Annotated in this window: 22 protein-coding genes; 10 read left to right on the forward strand and 12 right to left on the reverse strand. The window is 65.8% G+C overall.

Annotated elements, in window-relative coordinates; translation table 11 throughout:
- Nucleotides 1–92: 92 nt before the first annotated feature.
- Nucleotides 93–692 carry a class I SAM-dependent methyltransferase gene (locus tag ACQP2D_RS39880; RefSeq protein WP_433681057.1) on the reverse strand — a complete coding sequence of 200 codons (600 nt, stop codon included), beginning with the start codon at nt 690–692 and terminating at the stop codon, nt 93–95.
- Between the two features lie 227 nt (nt 693–919).
- Here ACQP2D_RS39880 and ACQP2D_RS39885 point away from each other — a divergent pair, with 227 nt between their 5' ends.
- Genes ACQP2D_RS39885 through ACQP2D_RS39900 form a run of 4 tightly spaced genes read left to right on the forward strand, consistent with a single transcriptional unit; the run spans nt 920 to nt 3,961 of the window.
- Complete coding sequence (locus tag ACQP2D_RS39885) at nt 920–1,318, forward strand: TOBE domain-containing protein (protein WP_433681058.1); 399 nt, start codon at nt 920–922, stop codon at nt 1,316–1,318.
- A 5-nt stretch (nt 1,319–1,323) separates the two neighbouring features.
- Entirely contained in the window at nt 1,324–2,103 is a 780-nt protein-coding gene (modA, locus tag ACQP2D_RS39890) for a molybdate ABC transporter substrate-binding protein (protein ID WP_433681059.1), read from the forward strand.
- Nucleotides 2,103–2,915: a molybdate ABC transporter permease subunit gene (modB, locus tag ACQP2D_RS39895; RefSeq protein WP_433685907.1), complete on the forward strand. Its 813-nt coding sequence runs from the start codon at nt 2,103–2,105 to the stop codon at nt 2,913–2,915. Before modA ends, modB begins: the two co-directional genes overlap by 1 nt.
- On the forward strand, nt 2,912–3,961 hold the full coding sequence (locus ACQP2D_RS39900; RefSeq protein ID WP_433681060.1) for an ABC transporter ATP-binding protein: 1,050 nt from the start codon (nt 2,912–2,914) through the stop codon (nt 3,959–3,961). Before modB ends, ACQP2D_RS39900 begins: the two co-directional genes overlap by 4 nt.
- A 55-nt stretch (nt 3,962–4,016) precedes the next feature.
- Here ACQP2D_RS39900 and ACQP2D_RS39905 read toward each other — a convergent pair whose 3' ends face one another.
- The gene (locus tag ACQP2D_RS39905; protein WP_433681061.1) at nt 4,017–4,421 is read right to left on the reverse strand and encodes a pyridoxamine 5'-phosphate oxidase family protein; all 405 of its coding nucleotides are present in this window, start codon (nt 4,419–4,421) and stop codon (nt 4,017–4,019) included.
- Nucleotides 4,422–4,665: 244 nt separating this feature from the next.
- Here ACQP2D_RS39905 and ACQP2D_RS39910 point away from each other — a divergent pair, with 244 nt between their 5' ends.
- Nucleotides 4,666–4,875, forward strand: a complete 210-nt coding sequence (locus tag ACQP2D_RS39910) for a TOBE domain-containing protein (protein ID WP_433681062.1) — start codon at nt 4,666–4,668, stop codon at nt 4,873–4,875.
- 95 nt (nt 4,876–4,970) lie between these two features.
- Here ACQP2D_RS39910 and ACQP2D_RS39915 read toward each other — a convergent pair whose 3' ends face one another.
- Complete coding sequence (locus ACQP2D_RS39915; RefSeq protein WP_433681063.1) at nt 4,971–5,201, reverse strand: hypothetical protein; 231 nt, start codon at nt 5,199–5,201, stop codon at nt 4,971–4,973.
- A 394-nt stretch (nt 5,202–5,595) separates the two neighbouring features.
- On the opposite strand from ACQP2D_RS39915, the gene ACQP2D_RS39920 reads away from it, so the two are divergent.
- A complete protein-coding gene (locus ACQP2D_RS39920; protein WP_433681064.1) occupies nt 5,596–6,681 on the forward strand; it encodes a lipase family protein in 1,086 nt (361 codons plus the stop codon).
- 70 nt (nt 6,682–6,751) lie between these two features.
- Here ACQP2D_RS39920 and ACQP2D_RS39925 read toward each other — a convergent pair whose 3' ends face one another.
- The 4 genes from ACQP2D_RS39925 to ACQP2D_RS39940 all read right to left on the reverse strand — a co-directional run bounded on the left by ACQP2D_RS39925 (nt 6,752) and on the right by ACQP2D_RS39940 (nt 10,477).
- Nucleotides 6,752–7,570: an alpha/beta fold hydrolase gene (locus tag ACQP2D_RS39925; protein WP_433681065.1), complete on the reverse strand. Its 819-nt coding sequence runs from the start codon at nt 7,568–7,570 to the stop codon at nt 6,752–6,754.
- Nucleotides 7,571–7,817: 247 nt separating this feature from the next.
- Nucleotides 7,818–8,360, reverse strand: coding sequence for a YceI family protein (locus ACQP2D_RS39930; protein WP_433681066.1), 543 nt, complete (start codon nt 8,358–8,360; stop codon nt 7,818–7,820).
- Between the two features lie 6 nt (nt 8,361–8,366).
- Nucleotides 8,367–9,302, reverse strand: coding sequence for an RNA polymerase sigma factor SigJ (gene sigJ / locus ACQP2D_RS39935; RefSeq protein ID WP_433681067.1), 936 nt, complete (start codon nt 9,300–9,302; stop codon nt 8,367–8,369).
- Nucleotides 9,299–10,477 carry an NAD(P)/FAD-dependent oxidoreductase gene (locus ACQP2D_RS39940; protein ID WP_433681068.1) on the reverse strand — a complete coding sequence of 393 codons (1,179 nt, stop codon included), beginning with the start codon at nt 10,475–10,477 and terminating at the stop codon, nt 9,299–9,301. Before ACQP2D_RS39940 ends, sigJ begins: the two co-directional genes overlap by 4 nt.
- Nucleotides 10,478–10,723: 246 nt before the next feature.
- Here ACQP2D_RS39940 and ACQP2D_RS39945 point away from each other — a divergent pair, with 246 nt between their 5' ends.
- Nucleotides 10,724–11,551, forward strand: a complete 828-nt coding sequence (locus tag ACQP2D_RS39945) for an SDR family NAD(P)-dependent oxidoreductase (protein WP_433681069.1) — start codon at nt 10,724–10,726, stop codon at nt 11,549–11,551.
- Nucleotides 11,552–11,728: 177 nt separating this feature from the next.
- Here the strand turns inward: ACQP2D_RS39945 and ACQP2D_RS39950 are convergent, their stop codons facing one another.
- Nucleotides 11,729–11,932 carry a TrmO family methyltransferase domain-containing protein gene (locus ACQP2D_RS39950; protein WP_433681070.1) on the reverse strand — a complete coding sequence of 68 codons (204 nt, stop codon included), beginning with the start codon at nt 11,930–11,932 and terminating at the stop codon, nt 11,729–11,731.
- Nucleotides 11,933–11,943: 11 nt separating this feature from the next.
- Nucleotides 11,944–12,900, reverse strand: coding sequence for an alpha/beta hydrolase (locus ACQP2D_RS39955; protein ID WP_433681071.1), 957 nt, complete (start codon nt 12,898–12,900; stop codon nt 11,944–11,946).
- A gap of 463 nt (nt 12,901–13,363) precedes the next feature.
- Between ACQP2D_RS39955 and ACQP2D_RS39960 the strand changes: the two genes are divergently transcribed.
- Nucleotides 13,364–13,951, forward strand: a complete 588-nt coding sequence (locus tag ACQP2D_RS39960) for a GNAT family N-acetyltransferase (RefSeq protein ID WP_433681072.1) — start codon at nt 13,364–13,366, stop codon at nt 13,949–13,951.
- Nucleotides 13,952–14,077: 126 nt separating this feature from the next.
- On the opposite strand, the gene ACQP2D_RS39965 is transcribed toward ACQP2D_RS39960, so the two are convergent.
- Both ACQP2D_RS39965 and ACQP2D_RS39970 read right to left on the reverse strand, forming a co-directional pair.
- On the reverse strand, nt 14,078–15,034 hold the full coding sequence (locus ACQP2D_RS39965) for a DUF6924 domain-containing protein (RefSeq protein ID WP_433681073.1): 957 nt from the start codon (nt 15,032–15,034) through the stop codon (nt 14,078–14,080).
- 443 nt (nt 15,035–15,477) lie between these two features.
- Nucleotides 15,478–15,879, reverse strand: coding sequence for a winged helix-turn-helix transcriptional regulator (locus ACQP2D_RS39970; RefSeq protein ID WP_433681074.1), 402 nt, complete (start codon nt 15,877–15,879; stop codon nt 15,478–15,480).
- 78 nt (nt 15,880–15,957) lie between these two features.
- On the opposite strand from ACQP2D_RS39970, the gene ACQP2D_RS39975 reads away from it, so the two are divergent.
- On the forward strand, nt 15,958–16,368 hold the full coding sequence (locus ACQP2D_RS39975; RefSeq protein ID WP_433681075.1) for a RidA family protein: 411 nt from the start codon (nt 15,958–15,960) through the stop codon (nt 16,366–16,368).
- Between the two features lie 181 nt (nt 16,369–16,549).
- On the opposite strand, the gene ACQP2D_RS39980 is transcribed toward ACQP2D_RS39975, so the two are convergent.
- Nucleotides 16,550–17,467, reverse strand: coding sequence for a TIGR04222 domain-containing membrane protein (locus ACQP2D_RS39980; RefSeq protein ID WP_433681076.1), 918 nt, complete (start codon nt 17,465–17,467; stop codon nt 16,550–16,552).
- A gap of 305 nt (nt 17,468–17,772) precedes the next feature.
- On the opposite strand from ACQP2D_RS39980, the gene ACQP2D_RS39985 reads away from it, so the two are divergent.
- The gene (locus tag ACQP2D_RS39985; protein ID WP_433681077.1) at nt 17,773–18,825 is read left to right on the forward strand and encodes an NAD-dependent epimerase/dehydratase family protein; all 1,053 of its coding nucleotides are present in this window, start codon (nt 17,773–17,775) and stop codon (nt 18,823–18,825) included.
- Nucleotides 18,826–19,062: the final 237 nt, after the last annotated feature.

Raw genomic sequence — 19,062 nt, forward strand, 5'->3', positions numbered from 1 at the left:
TGGCCCCCGAAGGTTCGGCCAGCGCTGCCTTCGACACTGCACTGTCGGTCACGAGTTCCACACCCTACTCAACATCCCCGCATTCGATGCGCTCATGCCGCGAGCACGAATAATTTCTCTCGGCCGCCGGCGATCAACGACCGGTGCAGGATCCGAGATTCGTAAGGACCGAACAGCTCATCCAACGTCTGCTCGGTGAAGCGATGGCTTTGCGCCCCCTCACCGGCATCGGTGTAGCGCCGCGAGATCGCGGCCACTATGCGGTTGTTGCTGGAGGCCAGGTTCCGGATCGGTTCGGCGATGATGACGTGCTTGCGCGCGGCCGCCAGCATCCGGTCGAGGACGGGAACCGGTTCGGGCAGGAACTGGTACATGCTCGCCTGCATCACCAGATAGTCGGCCTCCGGAAACGGGACCTCGGAATGCACGTTCCACACCGTGCCGTGCCCGCCCGCGTTGTTGAGCCGAGCGATGAACCGGCTGTTCAGGTCCAAGCCGGTGTAAGCGCCCACCCATCCGCGCAGATAGCGGGTATACAGCGTCGCCGGACCGCAGCACACGTCGACGACGTCGGCGCCATAAGGGATCAGCTCCGCGATCGCGCGAAACCGGGCCTGATAGTGCCGCCCGTACAGCGCCCGCATGAGTAGTTCGTAGACGGTTGCGTTGCGGTAGACCGGGCTGGTTCCCAATAGCTTCCTCTGCGGACTGTTGGAGATCGGCTGCCGCGCCGGATGGTACGGGGTTCGCGCGAGCGTGTCGATTCGGGGGTCATGGGCGGCGACCCCACCTGTCGTTTCGCCGCCGTGTTTCGCATAGCTCTGGCGGCGCGCAGCCGCCGCGCCAGTATCCGTAACGATCCGCTGGAGCGTGCGAATCCGGCTATACATTCCGTGGATACGGCAATATGCTGCCACTCGTGTCGAATCTGCGAATCAGTGAGGTTGCCGCTCTGATGGGTGTCAGCGATGACACCGTGCGGCGGTATATCGATCAGGGGCGACTGAACGCGATCCAGCTGGACAGCGGTCGCAAGGGCGTGAGCGGCCGTGAGCTGGCGGAATTTCTGCGGGCCAACGCGGAGGCGCCGGAGCCCGGTGCCACGGTGGCTGCTTCCGCGCGGAATCGGATGCGCGGGATCGTGACACGAATTGTGAAGGACACGGTGATGGCCCAGGTCGAGATGCAGGCCGGGCCCTTCAGGCTGGTGTCCCTGCTGAGCCGGGAATCGGTCGACGAGCTCGGCCTCGAGGTCGGCAGCGTGGCGGTCGCGTCGGTCAAGTCCACCCACGTTGTTGTAGAAATCCCGGAAAGTTGATGAGGATGATTCGTTCGCTGAGTGCGGCTGCCGTGACCGGCGCCGCCGCATTGACACTGGTCGGGTGTGCATCGGACAAATCGTCCGATCCGGCCCCCACCGACAAGATCTCCGGAACGGTGACGGTATTCGCGGCCGCATCGCTGACCGAGACGTTCACCGAACTGGGCAAGCAATTCGAGGCCGCGCACCCCGGCACCAAGGTCGTCTACAGCTTCGGCGCGAGTTCGGCACTGGCGGAACAGATCAAGCAGGGCGCCCCCGTCGACGTATTCGCCTCGGCGGCGCCGAAGAACATGCAGCAGGTCGTCGACGCGGGCGATATCACCGCCAAGCCGGTGACCTTCGTGCGCAACCGCCTCGAAATCGCGGTCCCCAAGGGCAATCCCGGCCACATCACCGGACTGGCCGACTTCGGCAAGACCGAACCGAAGATCGCGCTGTGCGCCGAGCAGGTGCCGTGCGGCGCCGCCGCCAAGACCGTCTTCGAGGTCGCGGGTGTCAATCCGCAGCCCGACACCCGTGAGGCGGATGTCAAAGCGGTGCTGACGAAGGTCACCCTCGGTGAAGTGGACGCTGCGCTGGTCTACCGCACCGACGTCAAGGCCGCAGGCGACAGGGTGGAGGGCATCGACTTCCCCGAGGCCGACAAGGCGATCAATGACTACCCGGTCGCACCACTGGCCAAGGCACCCAACTCCGCCGCCGCGACAGCCTTCGTCACGTTCATCGAATCCGACCAGGCCCGCGCGGTATTCACCAAGTCGGGATTCGATAATCCGTGATCCGCACGTCGGCGCGACGGCGGGCAGCACGCGGGCGGCGACCGCTCATCCTCGTGCTGCCCGCCGTCTGCGGCTTGGCGTTCCTCTTGCTGCCGCTGATCGGGCTCCTGCTGCGCGCACCGTGGCACGGCATGCCCGACCGCTTGTTCAGCGCCGAAGTCGGTCGGGCACTGCGCCTATCGCTGGTATGCGCGAGCCTGGCGACCGTCGTCTGCCTGGCATTCGGTATCCCACTGGCATGGCTGCTCGCGCGCGGCGAGATACCGGGACTCGGATTCGTCCGAGCGCTGGTGACCGTCCCGCTGGTGCTGCCGCCGGTCGTCGGCGGGGTCGCATTGCTGCTGGTATTGGGCAGGCACGGAATCATCGGCCGCCATTTGAACGAATGGTTCGGTGTCTCACTGCCTTTCACCACCGCCGGGGTCGTGGTCGCCGAGGCGTTCGTGGCGATGCCGTTCCTGGTCATCTCCGTCGAAGGCGCACTGCGCGGAGCCGACCCCCGCTACGAGGAAGCCGCCGCAACCCTCGGTGCATCGCGCTGGCTGACCTTCCGGCGGGTCACCATGCCCTCGGTCATGCCTGGCGTGATCGCGGGCGCGGTGCTGTGCTGGGCCCGCGCACTCGGCGAGTTCGGCGCCACCATCACCTTCGCGGGCAATTTCCCCGGCAAGACCACGACCATGCCGCTGGCGGTATACCTCGCCCTGGAAACCGATCCCGAGGACGCGATCGTGCTCAGCCTGGTACTGCTGTTCGTCTCGGTGGCCGTACTCGCGGCGCTGCGGGACCGGTGGACACGAGGCGCGATATGACCCTCGAGGCCGAAATACGTATCACCCGAGACAGATTCGAACTCGACATCAGCGTCACCGTGGCGGCCGGGGAAGTCGTCGCACTGCTCGGCCCCAACGGAGCGGGCAAAACCACCGCACTGCGGGCGCTGGCCGGACTCACCCCACTCACCGGCGGGCGCATCCGTCTCGACGAGAACACCTGGGACGCACCGCCGAAGCTGTTCACCCCCGCCGAGCGACGCGCGGTCGGCGTGGTATTCCAGGACTACCTGCTGTTCGCGCACATGTCCGCCCAGGACAACGTCGCCTTCGGACTGCGCGCCCGCGGACAGCACCGCCGCGCGGCCCGCGACCGCGCCGGGTATTGGCTCGACCGGGTCGGCCTCGCCGAACACCTACACGCCAAACCACGCGCGCTGTCCGGCGGCCAGGCGCAACGCGTCGCCCTGGCCCGCGCGCTGGCCACCGACCCGCAGCTGCTGCTGCTCGACGAACCGCTGGCCGCACTGGACGCGAGCACCCGCTTACAGGTTCGCTCCGACCTCGCCCATCACCTCGCCGACTACACCGGGCATACGGTGCTGGTCACCCACGATCCACTCGACGCCATGGTGCTCGCCGACCGCCTGGTCATCCTCGAAGACGGCAACATCATCCAGGAAGGACCGCCCAGCGAAGTGGCCCGCAGACCACGCTCCGACTATGTCGCGAACCTGGTGGGCCTCAACCTCTATCGCGGCACCGCCCACGGCAATACCGTCGACCTCGACGACGGCGGAACACTCACCGTGGCCGAACCGGCCCGAGGCGCGGTCCATGTCGCATTCCCGCCCAACGCGGTGAGCCTGCATCCCGAACAACCCGTGGGCAGCCCGCGAAACACCTGGCCGGTCACCATCATCGGGCTCGAACAGCACGCCCACACCACCCGAGTCCGCCTCGGCGGCAGCCCATCCGTCCTCGCCGACGTCACCCCCGCAACCGTCGCCGATCTGCGGCTGCAGACCGGAGCGCCATTGTGGGCCGCGGTCAAAGCCACCGAAGTCCACACCTACCCAGCGTGATCCGCCCTGGGCAGTACCGCGCGGAACCGGTTCTTCGAATATTTCGACGAACGCGTTATGACTCTGCCGAGGTGGCCCGCGCGTCGGCGACCGGAATGTGACGGCAGTCGCTGCCGCAGCCGTCGTCGGTCTGCGCGGAGTCAGGTGCGGCAGCGCGGTGCAGGATCGCCCGGGTAGGTGTGATGTCGATGCGGTCATCGTGCAGTGCGCCGATGCCGTCGACGATGAGCGAGTACCCGGTTGGCTGCGATGGCGGCCACAGCAGAGTGAGCGCGGGACGTGCGGAAATGTTGCGACGTGAACCTCGACCGGGCTCGACGATCCGGAGTTGATCTTCCCGCGCAACCGGATCCACCGCGACTACGTGTGGCCGGGCGTCATCGCCGATGCTGATCAGGTAGGCGAGGCCGTATTGCTCGATGACTTTCACGAGCTCGTCCAGCCGCACCTCGGCGCTCATCTGCCAAGCCTACCCGTCGCGCCGGGCACCGACGGGCGGTGTTTCCCCTGGTCCGAGTTGTGCTCGCCCGAGCAGGTAGGGCCCAACAGCTGGAGTGATGTGGCTCTCAGGGCGCGTCCGCGCAGGAATGGGTGGCGATGTTCATACGTCCGCGACGTCTACTGGCCCATGACGGAATCGCCCCGGGTTTCGGATCCGACGCACCTCCCACCCGTTGGACACACCGCTGCCTAGACTGACTGCCATGCGACTGAGCACCCGCAATCAACTCGACGGCACCGTCATCTCGGTCACCCGCGGTGAGGCGATGGCCGTCGTACGAGTCCGACTCACCGGAGGCGATGAAATCACCTCCTCCATCACCCGCGACGCCGTCGACGATCTCGCACTCACCGACGGCTCCCCCGTCAAAGTCCTCATCAAATCAACCGAAGTCACCCTCGGCATCGAGTAGTGCCTGTCCGGTCGCGCGTGCTCGGCCGCCGACCGGACTCATGGGATCGACCATTCCCCGCACCGTCCTACAGCGCGAAATCCGTAGCAGTGCAGCTACATTGCGCCGACCGGGTGGACGGCGGCAGCGGTTTTGTCCGCGTGGCTGCGTCGCAGCAAAGCGATCGGGAAGTAGCCGATGGACAGGGCGACCACCGGCGTGGCCAGTATTGCGCAGTAGAACGCCATCGCCGCTGGCCAGAACAGTGCGTAGGTGGCGAACAAGGCGAGGCAGACAATCAGCGTGGCGAAGATCGCCGATTGGCGGATTGCCCAGTCCTGCGCCACGTCATGCGCACCAGGATCGAAGCCGCAGGACCGTACACGCCAGGAGTAGAACCACGGTCTCGGTGGTCACCGCTGCGCTGGGCAGGTCGACCCGATCGAGGAGTTGGGCGCCGATACCGATCGCGACGAGCAATCCCAGCGCACCCGTCACGCGCGTGCCCGTGGTGGCCGGGATCCGATCCTGGCACCGGTCTCAACCAGCTGACGAGCGTGAACTGGCGTCTTGTAACGATCCAAAGTTACTGCTCGACAATAACTTTGGCCGTCCGATCGGGCCGCCGGATCTCAATTCTTGATCACAGTGAGGATCTTGATACGAATGGATGATTCGATGCGGGGAGCAGCACGGCGTCGGCTCCGGGGGATTCTGGCGACTATCCTCGCGGTCGGCTCGATGTCGGCCACGACCGCCACGTCGGCGGTCGCCGAGCCCGCGGCGCAGGCCGGTGATCTGGTGCGGGTCGAGCGACTGGCGGCCGGCTGGGGCGGGACGAATCAGGGGTTCCTCCTCACGTACCGCACACCTGCGCTCGACGGTCGGCTGACCACCGCCACCGGCCTGGTCTTTCTCCCCGAGGGGCCGTCTCCGGACGGGGGCCGGCCGATCGTCGCGTGGGATCACGGCACCAACGGACTGAGCCAGCAGTGCGGCCTGTCGTCTTCCGACAATGCTCCCTACGACGCTCCCGCACTGTTGCGGATCAATCAGGCCGGTTATGCCGCCGTCGCCCCGGACTACCTCGGCCTGAGCCCGCAATCGCCGGGAGTCCATCCGTACCAGAACACCCGCACCGAGGCCACGACGACTATCGATCTGGTGCGTGCCGCGCGACATGCTTTCGACGATCTGTCGACCCGCTGGAGTGTCATGGGTGTCTCCCAAGGCGGAGGCGCGGCCTTGAGCACCGGCAATATGGCACCCAACTACGCCCCCGAACTGGACTTCCGCGGAACGGTCGCGCTGGCGCCGGAATCCCATCTCGAACGCGTGCTGTCACTGGCCGGTCCGCAGTCGCCCGCGGTCCCCGGACTGGGCGGTCTGGCCGGGACGATCGCGGCAGTTCTGGCCGCCATCCGCGCCAACCAGCCGGGCTTCGACCTGAACCCGTATCTGAGCACCGAGGGGCGCCGCATCCTGGACGCGGTGTCGACACAGTGCGTGACCGAGTGGTCCGACACGGTTGGCGACCGCCCGATCGGCGCACTGCTGGCGCGGCCCCTGAACGACCCCGTTATCACCGACGTGCTCAACACCTATATGGCCGTCCCGACCGCTGGATACCGTCAGCCGGTGTTCATCGGCCAGGGCGTCTCCGATACCGCTGTGCCGATCCCCGTCACGCTGGCCCTGCTCGCCGAATTCACCTCGGCAGGAACGAAATACGAGTTCGCCGCCTTCGACGCCGACCACAGCACCATCATGAACGACGGCTTCGGCGCCGGTCTGCGCTTCGTGCAGCGCGTAATGGGCACGCCATGATCTGTATGCGCCGAGCCCTGTAAGCCGCATCCGACAATCCGGACCCGACATGAAGATTCGGCTTCGACCGTCAGTGGTCGAGGAATGCGGTGAGCTCCGTATCGACGGCGGCGGGATCATCCTCGTGGGCGTTGTGGCCCGCGCCTGCGAGCATTCGCAGCGTCGCCCTGGGGATCAGTTGGGCGAGTGGCTGTGCTTGCGAGGGGCTCACGACGGTATCCAGTTCGCCCCAGAGGATCAGCGTCCGCGCTCTGATCGTGCCCGCCTCTCGTTGCACCTCGGCCAGATCGAGATTGCGTGGCTGCTTCCACATCGCGGTGCGGTTCTCGTCATGGCTCTGCGGGATCCAGTACGTGTCCGCGAGTTCCTTCGTCAACGTCTCGGGGTGCGCGTACGCCCCGCGCAATCCGGCCACATAGATGTCCTCGGTCATTACCCGCGTGGCCAGTTCCCCCAGGACGGGCGTGCGCATCAGCCGCATGTTCACATTGAGTTCGGTGTCCAGTACCAGTGGTGAGATGAGCACCAGTTGATCCACCTCCGAGGGATATCGTGCGGCGAAATCCACGGCGACGGAACCACTCAGGGAATGCGCCAGCAGGGAGACACGGGTAAGGCCGATCGCGGAGATGAACTGCCGCAAGGACTCCGCCATGGCCCGCACGTCGTATCCGAAATCCGGATCGTGCAGCGTGGTGAACCCCGAACCCGGCAGGTCGACCGCATAGACGGTGTGACTGGTGGCGAGCGCGGCAATGGTGTCGCGATAGGTGTACGACCAGAGCGTGCCGCCCGGCAGCAGAACGATGGGCGGACCCCCGCCTGCCTTCAGAAAATGGAAGCGCGCCACCGCGGTATCGACGAACTGCCCATCATCGAGTGTCTCCACGGAGCTGTCCGCATGCGATACCGCCGGCATCGCCACGCTGATGGATAGCAGAGCCACGACCGCAGACAGCGCTCGCAACCATCGGCGTCGAAGGTGTGAGGTCCTGTCGCTCGGCATTCGACTCTCCTTTCGCATAGGTGTTCCCGCGCTAGCGGTCTCGTGTCCTGGACGAGCCCGGCAGCTCTTTCGTGACGCAGTCCGGCGGTGCCGTGTGTCACATCCGGGAACGCTGTCGGGTTCTCTCTGGTCAGGACTGCCGGATCACGGCAACGTCGAACTCGAGCGTGACCTTCGGGCTGACCATGCCCACGGCCGCCTTCCAATGCACGCCCCAGTCCTTGCGATTGATCGTGACGCTGCCCGTCAAGCCGACTCGGAGGGCGCCCTGCTCGTCGATGTCCGCGCCGGTCAGTTCGAAGTCCACGGTGACCGGCCTGGTGACACCGCGCATGGTCAGATCACCGGTGACCGTGATGCTGGTCGAGTCGAACTGCTCCACCCGGGTCAGGGTGAAGGTGATCGTCGGGTGGTCGTCGACGCCCAAGAACTTTCTACCCAGCAGATCGTCGCGCCGCGGGTTGTCGGTGTCGATGCTATTCGCCTGGATCGTGAGCTGGGCGCTGGATTTCGACGGTTCGTCGCCGTCCAGGTGCGCGGTGCCCTCGAACTCACCGAACCTCCCGCGCACCCTGGTGGACAGGGTGTGCCGGGCGATGAATCCGATCCGCGTGTGGCCGGTATCGAGAACGTAGTCACCGGTCAGTTCGCTGAGTTCGATCGTGGTTGACATGGTCGGTCACTCCTGGAGAGCTATGGGATTTTCGTGGGTGTTGCGGGTGATGGTGCGCGCGATTGCGAGGGCGGCGAGTTTGTCGGGATTGCGGATGCCGTAGCCGTTGATGACCATGCCGTCGACGAATTCGAGTAAGACGACGCCCTCCAGGTGGTCGCCGGTGTAGATGGCAACAGCGGGCTCGCTGTTGCAGTTCACCGGCTCGATCCGCACGTCCGGCTTGCGCTGTATCGGGACGAACAGCGCAATGAGAATCGAGGCCACCTGCTCCGCACCCGTCATCACCAACTGGCCCGCCGCGGTGGCTTTGCCGCCGCTGTCGGTGGTCCAGGTGACATGGGGTGCGAGCATCGACATCAGGCCCGCCATATCGCCGGTGGTCGCCGCCGTCATGAACCGTTCGGTGAGTTCGGCGGTGCGCGCGGCATCGATGGGTCCGAACCGGTTGCGCCGCGCCTGCACGTACGCGCGAGCCCGATACGCCATCTGGCGCACCGCTGTCACGGATTTGCCTACCGCCGTGGCGATGTCGTCATAGTCGAAGCCGAACACCTCGTGCAGGACGAATACCGCGCGTTCTTCGGGGGTGAGCGCTTCCAGCAGCACGAGCATCCCCATCGACACCGATTCGGCGAGCACGATATCGGCCGCGGCATCGTGTTCGGTCAACAGCAACGGCTCGGGCAGCCACGGGCCGACGTACTCCTCGCGACGCCGGGCACTGGCTCGCAGCGCGTTGAGGGCCTGACGAGTAACCAGTTGCGCCAGAAACGATTTCGTGTCCCGCACAGTCGTGAGGTCCACTGTGGCCCAGCGCAGGTAGCTGTCCTGCAGCACATCGTCGGATTCGGTTGCGGAGCCGAGGATTTCGTAGACGATGGTGAACAGCAGCGGCCGTAGCAGGGTGAAGCGCTCGGCATGTTCGTCGATGGAGCTCACGGGTTCGCCACCATCACGGCCTGCTCGGACCGCCTGCCACCCTTGGCCCAGAACAACGCGCCGGGTTTGCGAGCTTCCCACCGGATTCCCCATAGCGTCCACCTGGTGGCCGTTTCTTTGATCGGCGCACCGATGCGGCCGCCGATATAGGCGGTCATGGGTGTGTCGTCCTTGTGGCTGAACTGCACGATCCCGGCCCGGCGGCCGAGGCTGACGTTGGAACCCAGGAAAGCCATGTCCAGCACCGGAGGCTGAGCACCGGCGATTCGGGCCAGCACGGTGTCGGCGGCCTGAGCGCCGAGGGGCCCAGCGGCCTGGCAGCTCATTCGCAGCGGCCGCCTCGACGGCGCGGCCGCGTCACCGGCCGCGACAATGCGGTCGTCGTCGATGCTGGTCAACGTTTCGTCGGTGATGAGCCGACCGAGCGCGTCGGTGTGCAGGCCGCTGCGCGCGGCCAAGTCCGGCACACCGAAACCGGCAGTCCACACGGTGACCGCACTGGGCACCACACGGCCGTCGGCCAGTATCACCCCATCCCGCAGGACCTCGGCCACCCGCACGTTGTCGAGCACCGCGACCCCATTTCTGGCCATCCACTCGGCCACCAATCGCCGCCCCCGCTCCGAGAACGTGGGAGCCAATCTATCGCCGCAGGCCAGCGTGACCGCATAACCCTGTTCGGCCAGCTCGGCGGCTGTCTCGATCCCGGTGAGCCCGGCGCCGACGACAGTGACCGCAGCGTTCGGCGGCAACTCGCCGATGACGGTACGCAGCCGCTGCGCGTGCTCCAATTCCGCTATGGGGTAGGCGAATTCGGCTGCTCCGGGTACCGAGGCGGGCAGCGCCGCGGTACTGCCGACCGCGTAGACGACATAGTCGTAGTCCAAGACGCGCCCTGATGCCAGCTCCACGATCCGCGCAGCGATATCGATGCGGACGGCGTCGTCGACGACCAGCCGCACGCCGTCACCGAGCAGCGTGCCGTAGTCGACCGCGGCCGCACCGGTGCCAGCCACGAACTGGTGCAGCCGCAGGCGTTGGACGAACTTCGGGCGCGAGTTGACCAGAGTGATCTCGACATCGTCGCGCTGCCGCAGCCGGTTGGCCGCCACGGTCCCGGCATAGCCGCCGCCGATCACGACGACCTTGGTGTAGGTGCTGTTGTGCTCGTTCATGCCCTCAGGACACCGTCGACCACCGAGACATAACAACACGTGACGCAGGTCACCAATGACGCCAACGCGGCTCACCCGTTGATCCTTCATGGGGCCGGGGCGGGTGACGCACGTCACGCTGTCGTGCCGTCACAAGGATCGGGTTGGCGGCATCTTGTGCTCGTTCGGTGCAGCAGCACCGAACATCGGCAGCGAGGGCGACCCTCCTCGCTGCGTTCGCCAATGCAGAAAGAACGGAAAGACGTCATGAGCAAGGTCTGGTTTGTCACCGGTTCCTCCCGCGGCCTCGGCCGAAGCTTCGTCGAGGCCGCACTGGCCAACGGCGATAGGGTGGCCGCAACCGCCCGGAATGCCGACAGCCTCGCAGAACTCGTCGGCACCTACGGCGAGGCCATCCTCCCCCTGGACCTGGACGTGACCGATAGGGCAGGCGTCTTCGCGACCGTTGAGCGCGCCACAAAGCACTTCGGCCATCTCGACGTCGTTGTGAACAACGCGGGCTACGGCCTGCTCGGAGCTGTCGAGGAGCTGACCGAGCAGCAACTTCGAGATCAGTTGGGCACCAACCTGTTCGGCGCGGTGTGGGTCGTCCAAGCCGCGCTACCGCAGTTGCGTGACAACGGTGGCGGGCACATCATCCAGATTTCCTCGGTCGGCGGTCTCGCCGCGTGGCCGCTGGGCGGCGCGTACCACGCCTCCAAATGGGCCTTGGAAGGCCTGAGCGAATCCCTCGCCCAAGAGGTCGCCGGATTCGGCATCAAAGTGACCTTGGTCGAGCCCGGCTCCTACGCCACCGACGGCGCGGCCGGCGCCGTCCACGCCGAGGCCGACCCCGCTTACGCCGGTCTCCGAGAAGCCTTCGCCGCCTACGCGCAGACGCTCGATCCCGGCGACCCGGCCGCGGCAGGCCGAGCGCTCGTCGAAATCGTCGACTCCCCCAACCCGCCCCTGCGCGTCTTCTTCGGATCCCAAGGCAACCAGATCGTTTCGCAGATCTACACCGACCGGCTCGAGACCTGGGCCAACTGGCAGGACCTCGCGACGAAGGCGCACGGCCACACCTCCGCTGTCTGATCGACGACCGAGCCGGGCTGCCCGGCCCTGGCTCAGCTCGAATAATCCTGGGCCGGACCGGAATTCGCGCGCAGATCAGTTCGCCAGCTGCGCGAACCTCCCGGCGTAACTACCGGCAGGCGCACGCGGAGTGCGATTGCCTGCCGGTAGTGGCCTTTCGGGTGCGCGTGGAACGGGTCAGCGGTCCGTAGTGAGGAGGGGCTCGAGATCGAGGATCGGTGTGCCGTGCAGAGCCTCGAGGTTGCGGACGTGGATACGAGTGCCGTTGATGGCGAGAATGTGGATGTGGTGCAGGCCGATCGGGTTGGGCCGGTGCGGGGCGCGGGTGGCGAAGACTCCGGTCACGATGTCTCCATTTCGTTCGGCAGCAACGGGTTCCACGCGGGTCGCGGTCAGAGTGCGGCGAGGGCGCGAAGGCGGTCAGCCATGACGCGCCGGGCGGTGTCGGAGGCGAAGGCAACTGTCTCGAATCTGTGCGGCACACCGGGATGGAGGTGGAATTCGACCTGGACCCCGGCCCGGCTCAGGCGCACGGCGTAGGTGAGGGCTTCGTCGCGGAAGATATCGAGCTGACCGACTTCGATATAGGCGGGCGGCAGCCCGGCCGGATCAGCGACGCGTGCCGGTGCGGCGGAGGCCGAGATGTCCGGCCCGCCGGCAGCGTCGCCGAGCAAAGCCTGCCAGGCGGTGCGATTGTCGTCCCACGACCACGTTACGAACGGCGCTAACAGCGGATCGGGGGGCGGGGTACGGTCATCGAGCATCGGCATGACGAGGATCTGTTTAGCGATAGCAGGCCCCTTGCGATCACGGGCCAGGATCGACACCGCGGCTGCGAGGCCACCGCCTGCGCTGTCGCCGAAGACGCCGACGCGAGCGGGGTCGACCCCAAGGTCGTCGGCGTGCTCATGCAGCCAGGCCAGCCCCGCGTAAGCGTCCTCGACCGGGATCGGGTGGGGGTGCTCAGGGGCGAGCCGGTAGTCCACTGCCAGCAACGGGGTGCCGCTGGCGGACACATACCGGGAAACCGATCCATCGAACAAGTCGATGTGGCCCAGAATCATCCCGCCAGCATGTAGATAGAGCGCGGCCGGGCCAGGCACATCGGAGGTGTCTTTTCTTGTGTACCAACGCAATCGGATCGTCGCGCCGTCTGCGGTGACCAGCCGGTGGTCGGTGATAGCGATGTCATCCGGGAACGGCTGGGCGGCGTCGGCCTGGCCGATGCGTTCCTCGAACACGATGCGTCTGGTGGCGACATCGCCGACCGGTGGGGGTGTGCTGTCGGCCATCGCGGCGGCGAATGGGGCGTAGGCTTCGGCAACCTGGGGCTCGAGTGTGAAAGACATGAGGTGCTCCTCGATACGAGCGAGCGAAGTGCTCGCAGTGGACGCCCACAAGATGTCTCTGCCCTGATCCCTGTGACAGCGCCACAATGTGACTCTCGACATACTCGAGCGACCGCACGGTCCCGACCGCCGACGGATCTCGACGTTCTGCTCCGATGAGCTTCTGGCCCAGGGGATCTCGATCATCACTCCCTCATGCGATACCGCGCGCCGGGTCGGCAACGACATCCGGACAAAACGAATCCCGGCAAGTCGGTTGCACGGCGTCGTCCACCTCGACCAAGTCGAACTCGTCGACATTGGCATTGAGCTGTGGCGGACCAGGCCAGCTCTGGGCCGCGCGAGCGGTTGACCCCCGTCCGGTCAGCTGGCCGGGAGCTGATTCGCCGATCGGCTCGCCGTCGTCAGCGCTGCTGACCTAATTGCATTGCCCCACAACGGATCGAGCTGACAACATCCCAAGATGAACACCGAGGAACCAGCCGCGCTCGTGCCCGGTATTGCGCCGCCTCAGCAGATCGACCTGGGTGATCTGCTGCTGCGTCGTTGGCAGCCCGAGGATCTGGTGCCCCGATTCGACGCGATAAGCGCCTCCTTCGACCACATCCATCCATGGATGGACTGGCTCGCCGAACCCATGACACTCGAGCAGCACCGTGCCTTCGGCGACGCGATGGCGACGAGTTGGCCGGGACCCGACGGAAGTTGCAACTACGGCATCTTCGACGCCGAGGGGACGGTACTCGGTGCGATCGGAATCCGCGACCACGTCGGCCCGCGCACGCTGGAAATCGGCTACTGGTGCCATGTCGCGCATACCGGCCGAGGAGTGATCACCCGTTCGGCCGCCGCGCTGACTCGAATCGCGTTGGCCCTACCCGGCATCGACCACGTTGAAATCCGCTGCGACGAAGCCAACATTCGCAGCGCCGCAGTCCCCCGCCGACTCGGATACCGGCTCGACCGGATCGCACCACGCGAGGTACGCGCGCCTGCGGAATCGGGCCGAGGCATGTTCTGGATCAAAGACGGCCAAGGCCGGAACGTGTGAGCGTCTTATGAGACAAACGGATTCCGGAAAATAACTAGTCTGAGAACCGCCAGCGTTCCGCGCCCGATGATGATGTCGCCCCTGCTGTCCGATGCTCACGGCAGGAGTGCAGCACAGCCTACTTTTTCAGGAGCCCTCCCACCACGGCTCCGTGTCCTCCACGGCGACGAACTCGTAAAAGTCCATGTTGCTGATCTCGAGGTTGCACGCGAGCGATCCGACCATGCGGGAGGGCAGGACGGCGGGCTGCCCCGGGGTGTCGTACAGGTCGACAGCGGTCAGCGGTCGGCCGGGCTCGGCAAAAGTCCTGGCATCGGCGAGAACGACCAGCGTGGTGTGCTCGTCGGTGTCCTTGGGCGGCGGGACCAGCGCCGGAACCTGCCCCGGCAGCAGGCCCTCGAAGGCTCGGTCGTCGACGACCAACGCCGTCAGCGGATAGTGCTCCACGTCGATCTCGTCCGGGTCCACGTCTGCGCCGACCCAGCCATCCTCGTCGGCTCCACCCAGCTCGTCGAGCAGGGCGCGCCAGCCCTGCTCGTCGTCGAAGAAGGTACGGACCAGCAGTACGCCAGCGGTGGAGGGCAGTGTCGGGAAGGGCCGGTGCGGCAGCGTCGTTGGTGCGGGGAACGCCGGCCGACTGCCGTTCCCCTGGTACATGCCGCACACATCCATGTTGCGCACCAGGTGGTCGAACGTGAGTGCGCCGCCCAGCAGGTCGGCCAGGATCTCGCCGAGCCGTGCCGAGGGGACCCGGACGCCGCGCCCGGGAATCGCCGCCAGGTCCACCAGCAACGGCCCGTCCCCGCCGTATACCACTGGAATGTCCGCCAAGACGACGAACGGCGGCACCGGGCCGCCGTGCGCGACAAGCGCCGGGACGTTTCCGCCGTGCAGGAAGTGCCACCCGCGGTCCTCGATCGGTCGCAGCCGCACTCCGCTGTCCCCGACGACGAGCACATCGCCTTCCCGGCGGCTCCCGATCTCGTGAAGTAGCTTGCCCCACACTGCGGTGCCGTCCTCGTAGCACGTACAGACCAACAGCACTTCACCGGTCTCCGGCTGGGGAAGCTTGGGAAAGGACATGACTCTCCTTTGAAAGGCTGCTGCGGTCGTCTCGCCGTAATTGATCTGGCCGTGGGAATGCGTCCTGCGGGACATCCCGGTCAGACCAGCACCTTCTGGATCGGACAGCCGCTCTGGTGGCAGATAGGCGACAGGACGAACCCGCGTCGACTGATGTGGCGCCGACGCATCGACAGAGCCGACCGGCAACTTGCCCGGTCCATTGTGCTCGCCGCCGCCCGCTCAGGGACAAATGCAGGCGAACGATCCCTGGCCGCTTGCCATGACATCACAACCAGCGACAATATCGACGAGCGCGATCACGCAAGAAAATGCGGCATCCCACTGCTGGCGAACGTGCTCCGGCTACGCCCGAACCCACGGCCTCGAACCCGTCACCACCTGACCCCCGCGCGACCTGCCGCTCCAGATCTGGTCTCACGCTTGCGCGACTGCTTCCGATCTCAAAGCGATGGCATTTCTTCAGCTCGAGCCCGGTCGTCGAAGCGCGCGCGGGCGCGCTCGACGTCGGGCAGTGTGGTTGTGGCCCAATGCAGGAGTGCGTCGATGAGGTCTTGCAACGACCGTCCAAGGGACGTGAGGCGGTATTCGACGGCGACGGGTCGCGTACTTGTGATGACGCGCTCGACCATCCCGTTGCGCTCCAGGCGCCGGAGTGCGGCGGTGAGTGACTTCTGCGTCACGGCGGGGATCGTTCGACCAAGTTCGTTGAAGCGCAGGGGGCCCCGTTCGCACAGTGCGTCGAGGATCTGGAGTGACCACTTGTCGAGCACGTGGTCGAGCAGCTCGCGGTGTTGCTCGGTGAGCTGAGGGCTATCCGACTGTGGTGGAGCGGTTTCCGGCATGACACCTAGTCTCGTTGAAGTTCCCTTGGGGTACCAGGTAGACATCGGATACCTACTCCGACAGTGAAAGGGACACCCATGGCAGTACAGCTGCTGACCCCGGAGGGCATGTTCACTCCTGTTCCGTACCACCATGTTTCGATCAGCACGGGTACTCGCCAAGTGCACGTGGCCGGTCAGATCGCGCGCGACGCCGTCGGCAATGCTGTCGCGACAGGTGACCTCACCGGTCAGGTCGCGCAGGCACTGCGCAACACCGCACGGGGCCTCGCCGGGGCCGGGGCGAGCTTCGCCGACGTGGTGCGTCTCCGGTTCTTCGTCACGCACTGGAGCCCGGACAAGTACCACGACTTCGTCGCAGGAATCGACTGCGTCGCAGACGAACTCGGGATACCGCAGCCGTTGCCGCCCCTGTCGGCGATCGGCGTCGACTACTTGTTCGAGCCCGATGTGCTCGTCGAGGTCGAGGCGTTCGCCGTGCTCGACTGAGATCCAGGCCCCGCGTCATGGGCAGTGGTGAGGCTTCGTTCGAATCCCGGGCGATCCTCACCACTGTGTCGGTAGTCGAACCTGCTCGATGCCGTGTGGATCGCAACTGGCGAAGGCCGTTCACCAACGGCCAACGGGGGAGCGGAATCTCGAAATCGCGCGGATCCGCCACGTCACCGCCTCAGTAACCACCGCCAGCGCTACCGCCGTCACCTCCACCGCAACCACTGTCGTGGTGCCCGTGACCAGCGCCGTAGTGCCCGTGACCGCTGTCCGATGAACCAAAGATAGTGAGGCTACCCCAATGCCAACCGGCCGAATCGGAGCCGCCGTGATCGCCATAGCTCGGCACCGGGATTCCTGTGACCGCGGTCAGGTCCACGGTCATGCCCAGCGCCACGAATCGCTTGAACAGCGAGTGCTGGTTTCGAAAGAACCCTGTTTCCTGCGCGGAGTCCGTCTCGTCGAGGGCCGGACCGGCGGCCGAAGGCTCCGCGGGCTCCCAGTCGGCGAGTGCACGACGGCTCTCGCGACGCTCCCGGCGCAGCAACCGCGCTCCCGCGATCGTTCGCCGACTGAATAGCAGCAGGCAGAAAGCGGCAAGAATCCCCGCAACCAACACCGCCAGATTGCCCCAGGTGACGGCATCGGACACCCAATATGCCGCCACAGCCACCATGATCAGAATCAGCGTGACCACCACTATGGTCCGACGCCACCACAGACGCGGTATCAGGCCTGCCTGCGCAAGCCGGTCCCGCGTCGCCGCCAACTCCCTTCGGATGAACCGTTTTTCGGGCAGTTCGGACAACCGTGCCGGGCCACGTACATCGGTGAAGACGGCGCGCTCCAACTCGTCGGCGTCCGAAGGTAGCGTTTTCCTGGTCCGCTGGAAATTCCGGCGCGCGTTCATCGTGATCACGTCGTCCATATCCAGCGACTTGACCGCGGTGACGACAGCGCCGCGCCCGCCGCGGCACAGGTAGCCGAGCTCACTGGCAGACAATTCCGGGATCGAACTCACCCACAACGGGATACGCAGTAGCGCCGACACCCCAACCGGCAGCACGGACAGGACGATAAGAACGAAACCCGGCATCTTCGACCCCTCCCCCGAATGTGGCCGTGAACCAATTATGAGGCAGATCGGCGCGATCGACCAGTGACCGGCCCGCTCAGGAATCCGCTCCCGGAACACTTGTGCCACAACAGAATTCGATTCGACGTGGGCCGAGTACACCTCGTCCGCGATACCTCATCCGAGCGCCGCAGCCCCCGCCTTCCCCGGGCGGCGCAGTCCCACCTGCGCGTCCTACTAGACCGTCGCGCAGGGGCGCTGCCCCAACGTCTCATCGAACCCACCGAGGTCGCGGACGCGCCCAGCCACTCATCTAAACTCGCGCAATGACTGAAGCGCTCATCCTCGGCGGCACCGGGGTAATCGGGCGGGCGATCGCGCTACACTTGGCCACCGCGGGTTGGTCCGTTCGAGTGGCCGGCCGCAATCCGGCGAATATGCCGAGCGAACTCGTCGCCGCGGGCGTCCGATTCGTCGCGGTGGACCGGTCCGACCGGCATCGACTGCACGCTGTCCTCGGCAATGGGCTCGATCTACTGGTCGACTGTCTCTGCTACACCGGCACCGATGCGCATACCCTCGTAGAGTTCGCGCAACATGCGACGTCGACCGTGCTTATGTCGAGCAAAGCGGTATATGTCGACGCTGCGGGAAACCACGCCAACTCCGAGACCGCCCCGATTTTCGACGGTGCGATCCACGAATCGGCACCGGTCATGACGCCCGGCGATATGGACTTCAACTCCCGAGAAGGCTACGGCGCCAACAAGGTCGCGGCCGAGAACATCACACTGGACTCCGGTCTACCGATTACCGTCCTCAGACCCTCTTTGGTCCATGGCGTAGGCACCCGCCGCCCACGGGAGTGGGTTTTCCTCAAGCGAGTACTCGACCGACGACCGGCCGTACTGCTGGCAAACCGCGGTTCGGGAGTCGTCCATCCCACGGCCGCGGTCAATATCGCCGCATTGGTCGAGACGGTCGCCCACAACCCCGGTGCTCGCATCCTCAACATCGCCGATCCCGACCACCCCACCGCCGCACAGATCTCCAGAGCGATCACCCACCATCTGGGCCACCAATGGACCGAAATACCACTGGCACCCGACGAACACCCCACCCTCGGAGCGACCCCCTGGGACGCCCCCGCCCCGGTCATCCTCGACACCAGCGCCGCGATCGCCCTCGGCTACCAGCCCATCGGCAACTACGCGTCCACAGTTCGCGCCCAAAACGATTGGCTGATCACCACCGCCCACAACGGTGACCCGACTCAACTCCTCCCACAGCCCCACGACCGCTACTTCACCCGATTTTTCGACTACCCGGCAGAGGACCGATACCTCGCCCAACACCTCCCCGTGCCCCCGAAGCGGTAGCGCACCGGAGCTACGGAACACCGCTCGTCGTTTTGCGAGGTTGCCGAAGTGAGCGCACCTGCCTCGATGCGATCCTCTCTCACTATGCTTGGACGTCGTGGCCGGGCCATTGGTTCCGTTGGAAGGCAAGAAGTTTCAGGCGTGCGATCGCGATCGACGAGATCGGGTGAATTCCCTTCCAGGCGAACGCTATCCGGTGGCGGGCTGAACGAAGACCTGTGGAATCGTCTCGTCCGA

It is taken from the genome of Nocardia sp. CA-119907, assembly GCF_050955995.1.
GTDB lineage: Bacteria > Actinomycetota > Actinomycetes > Mycobacteriales > Mycobacteriaceae > Nocardia.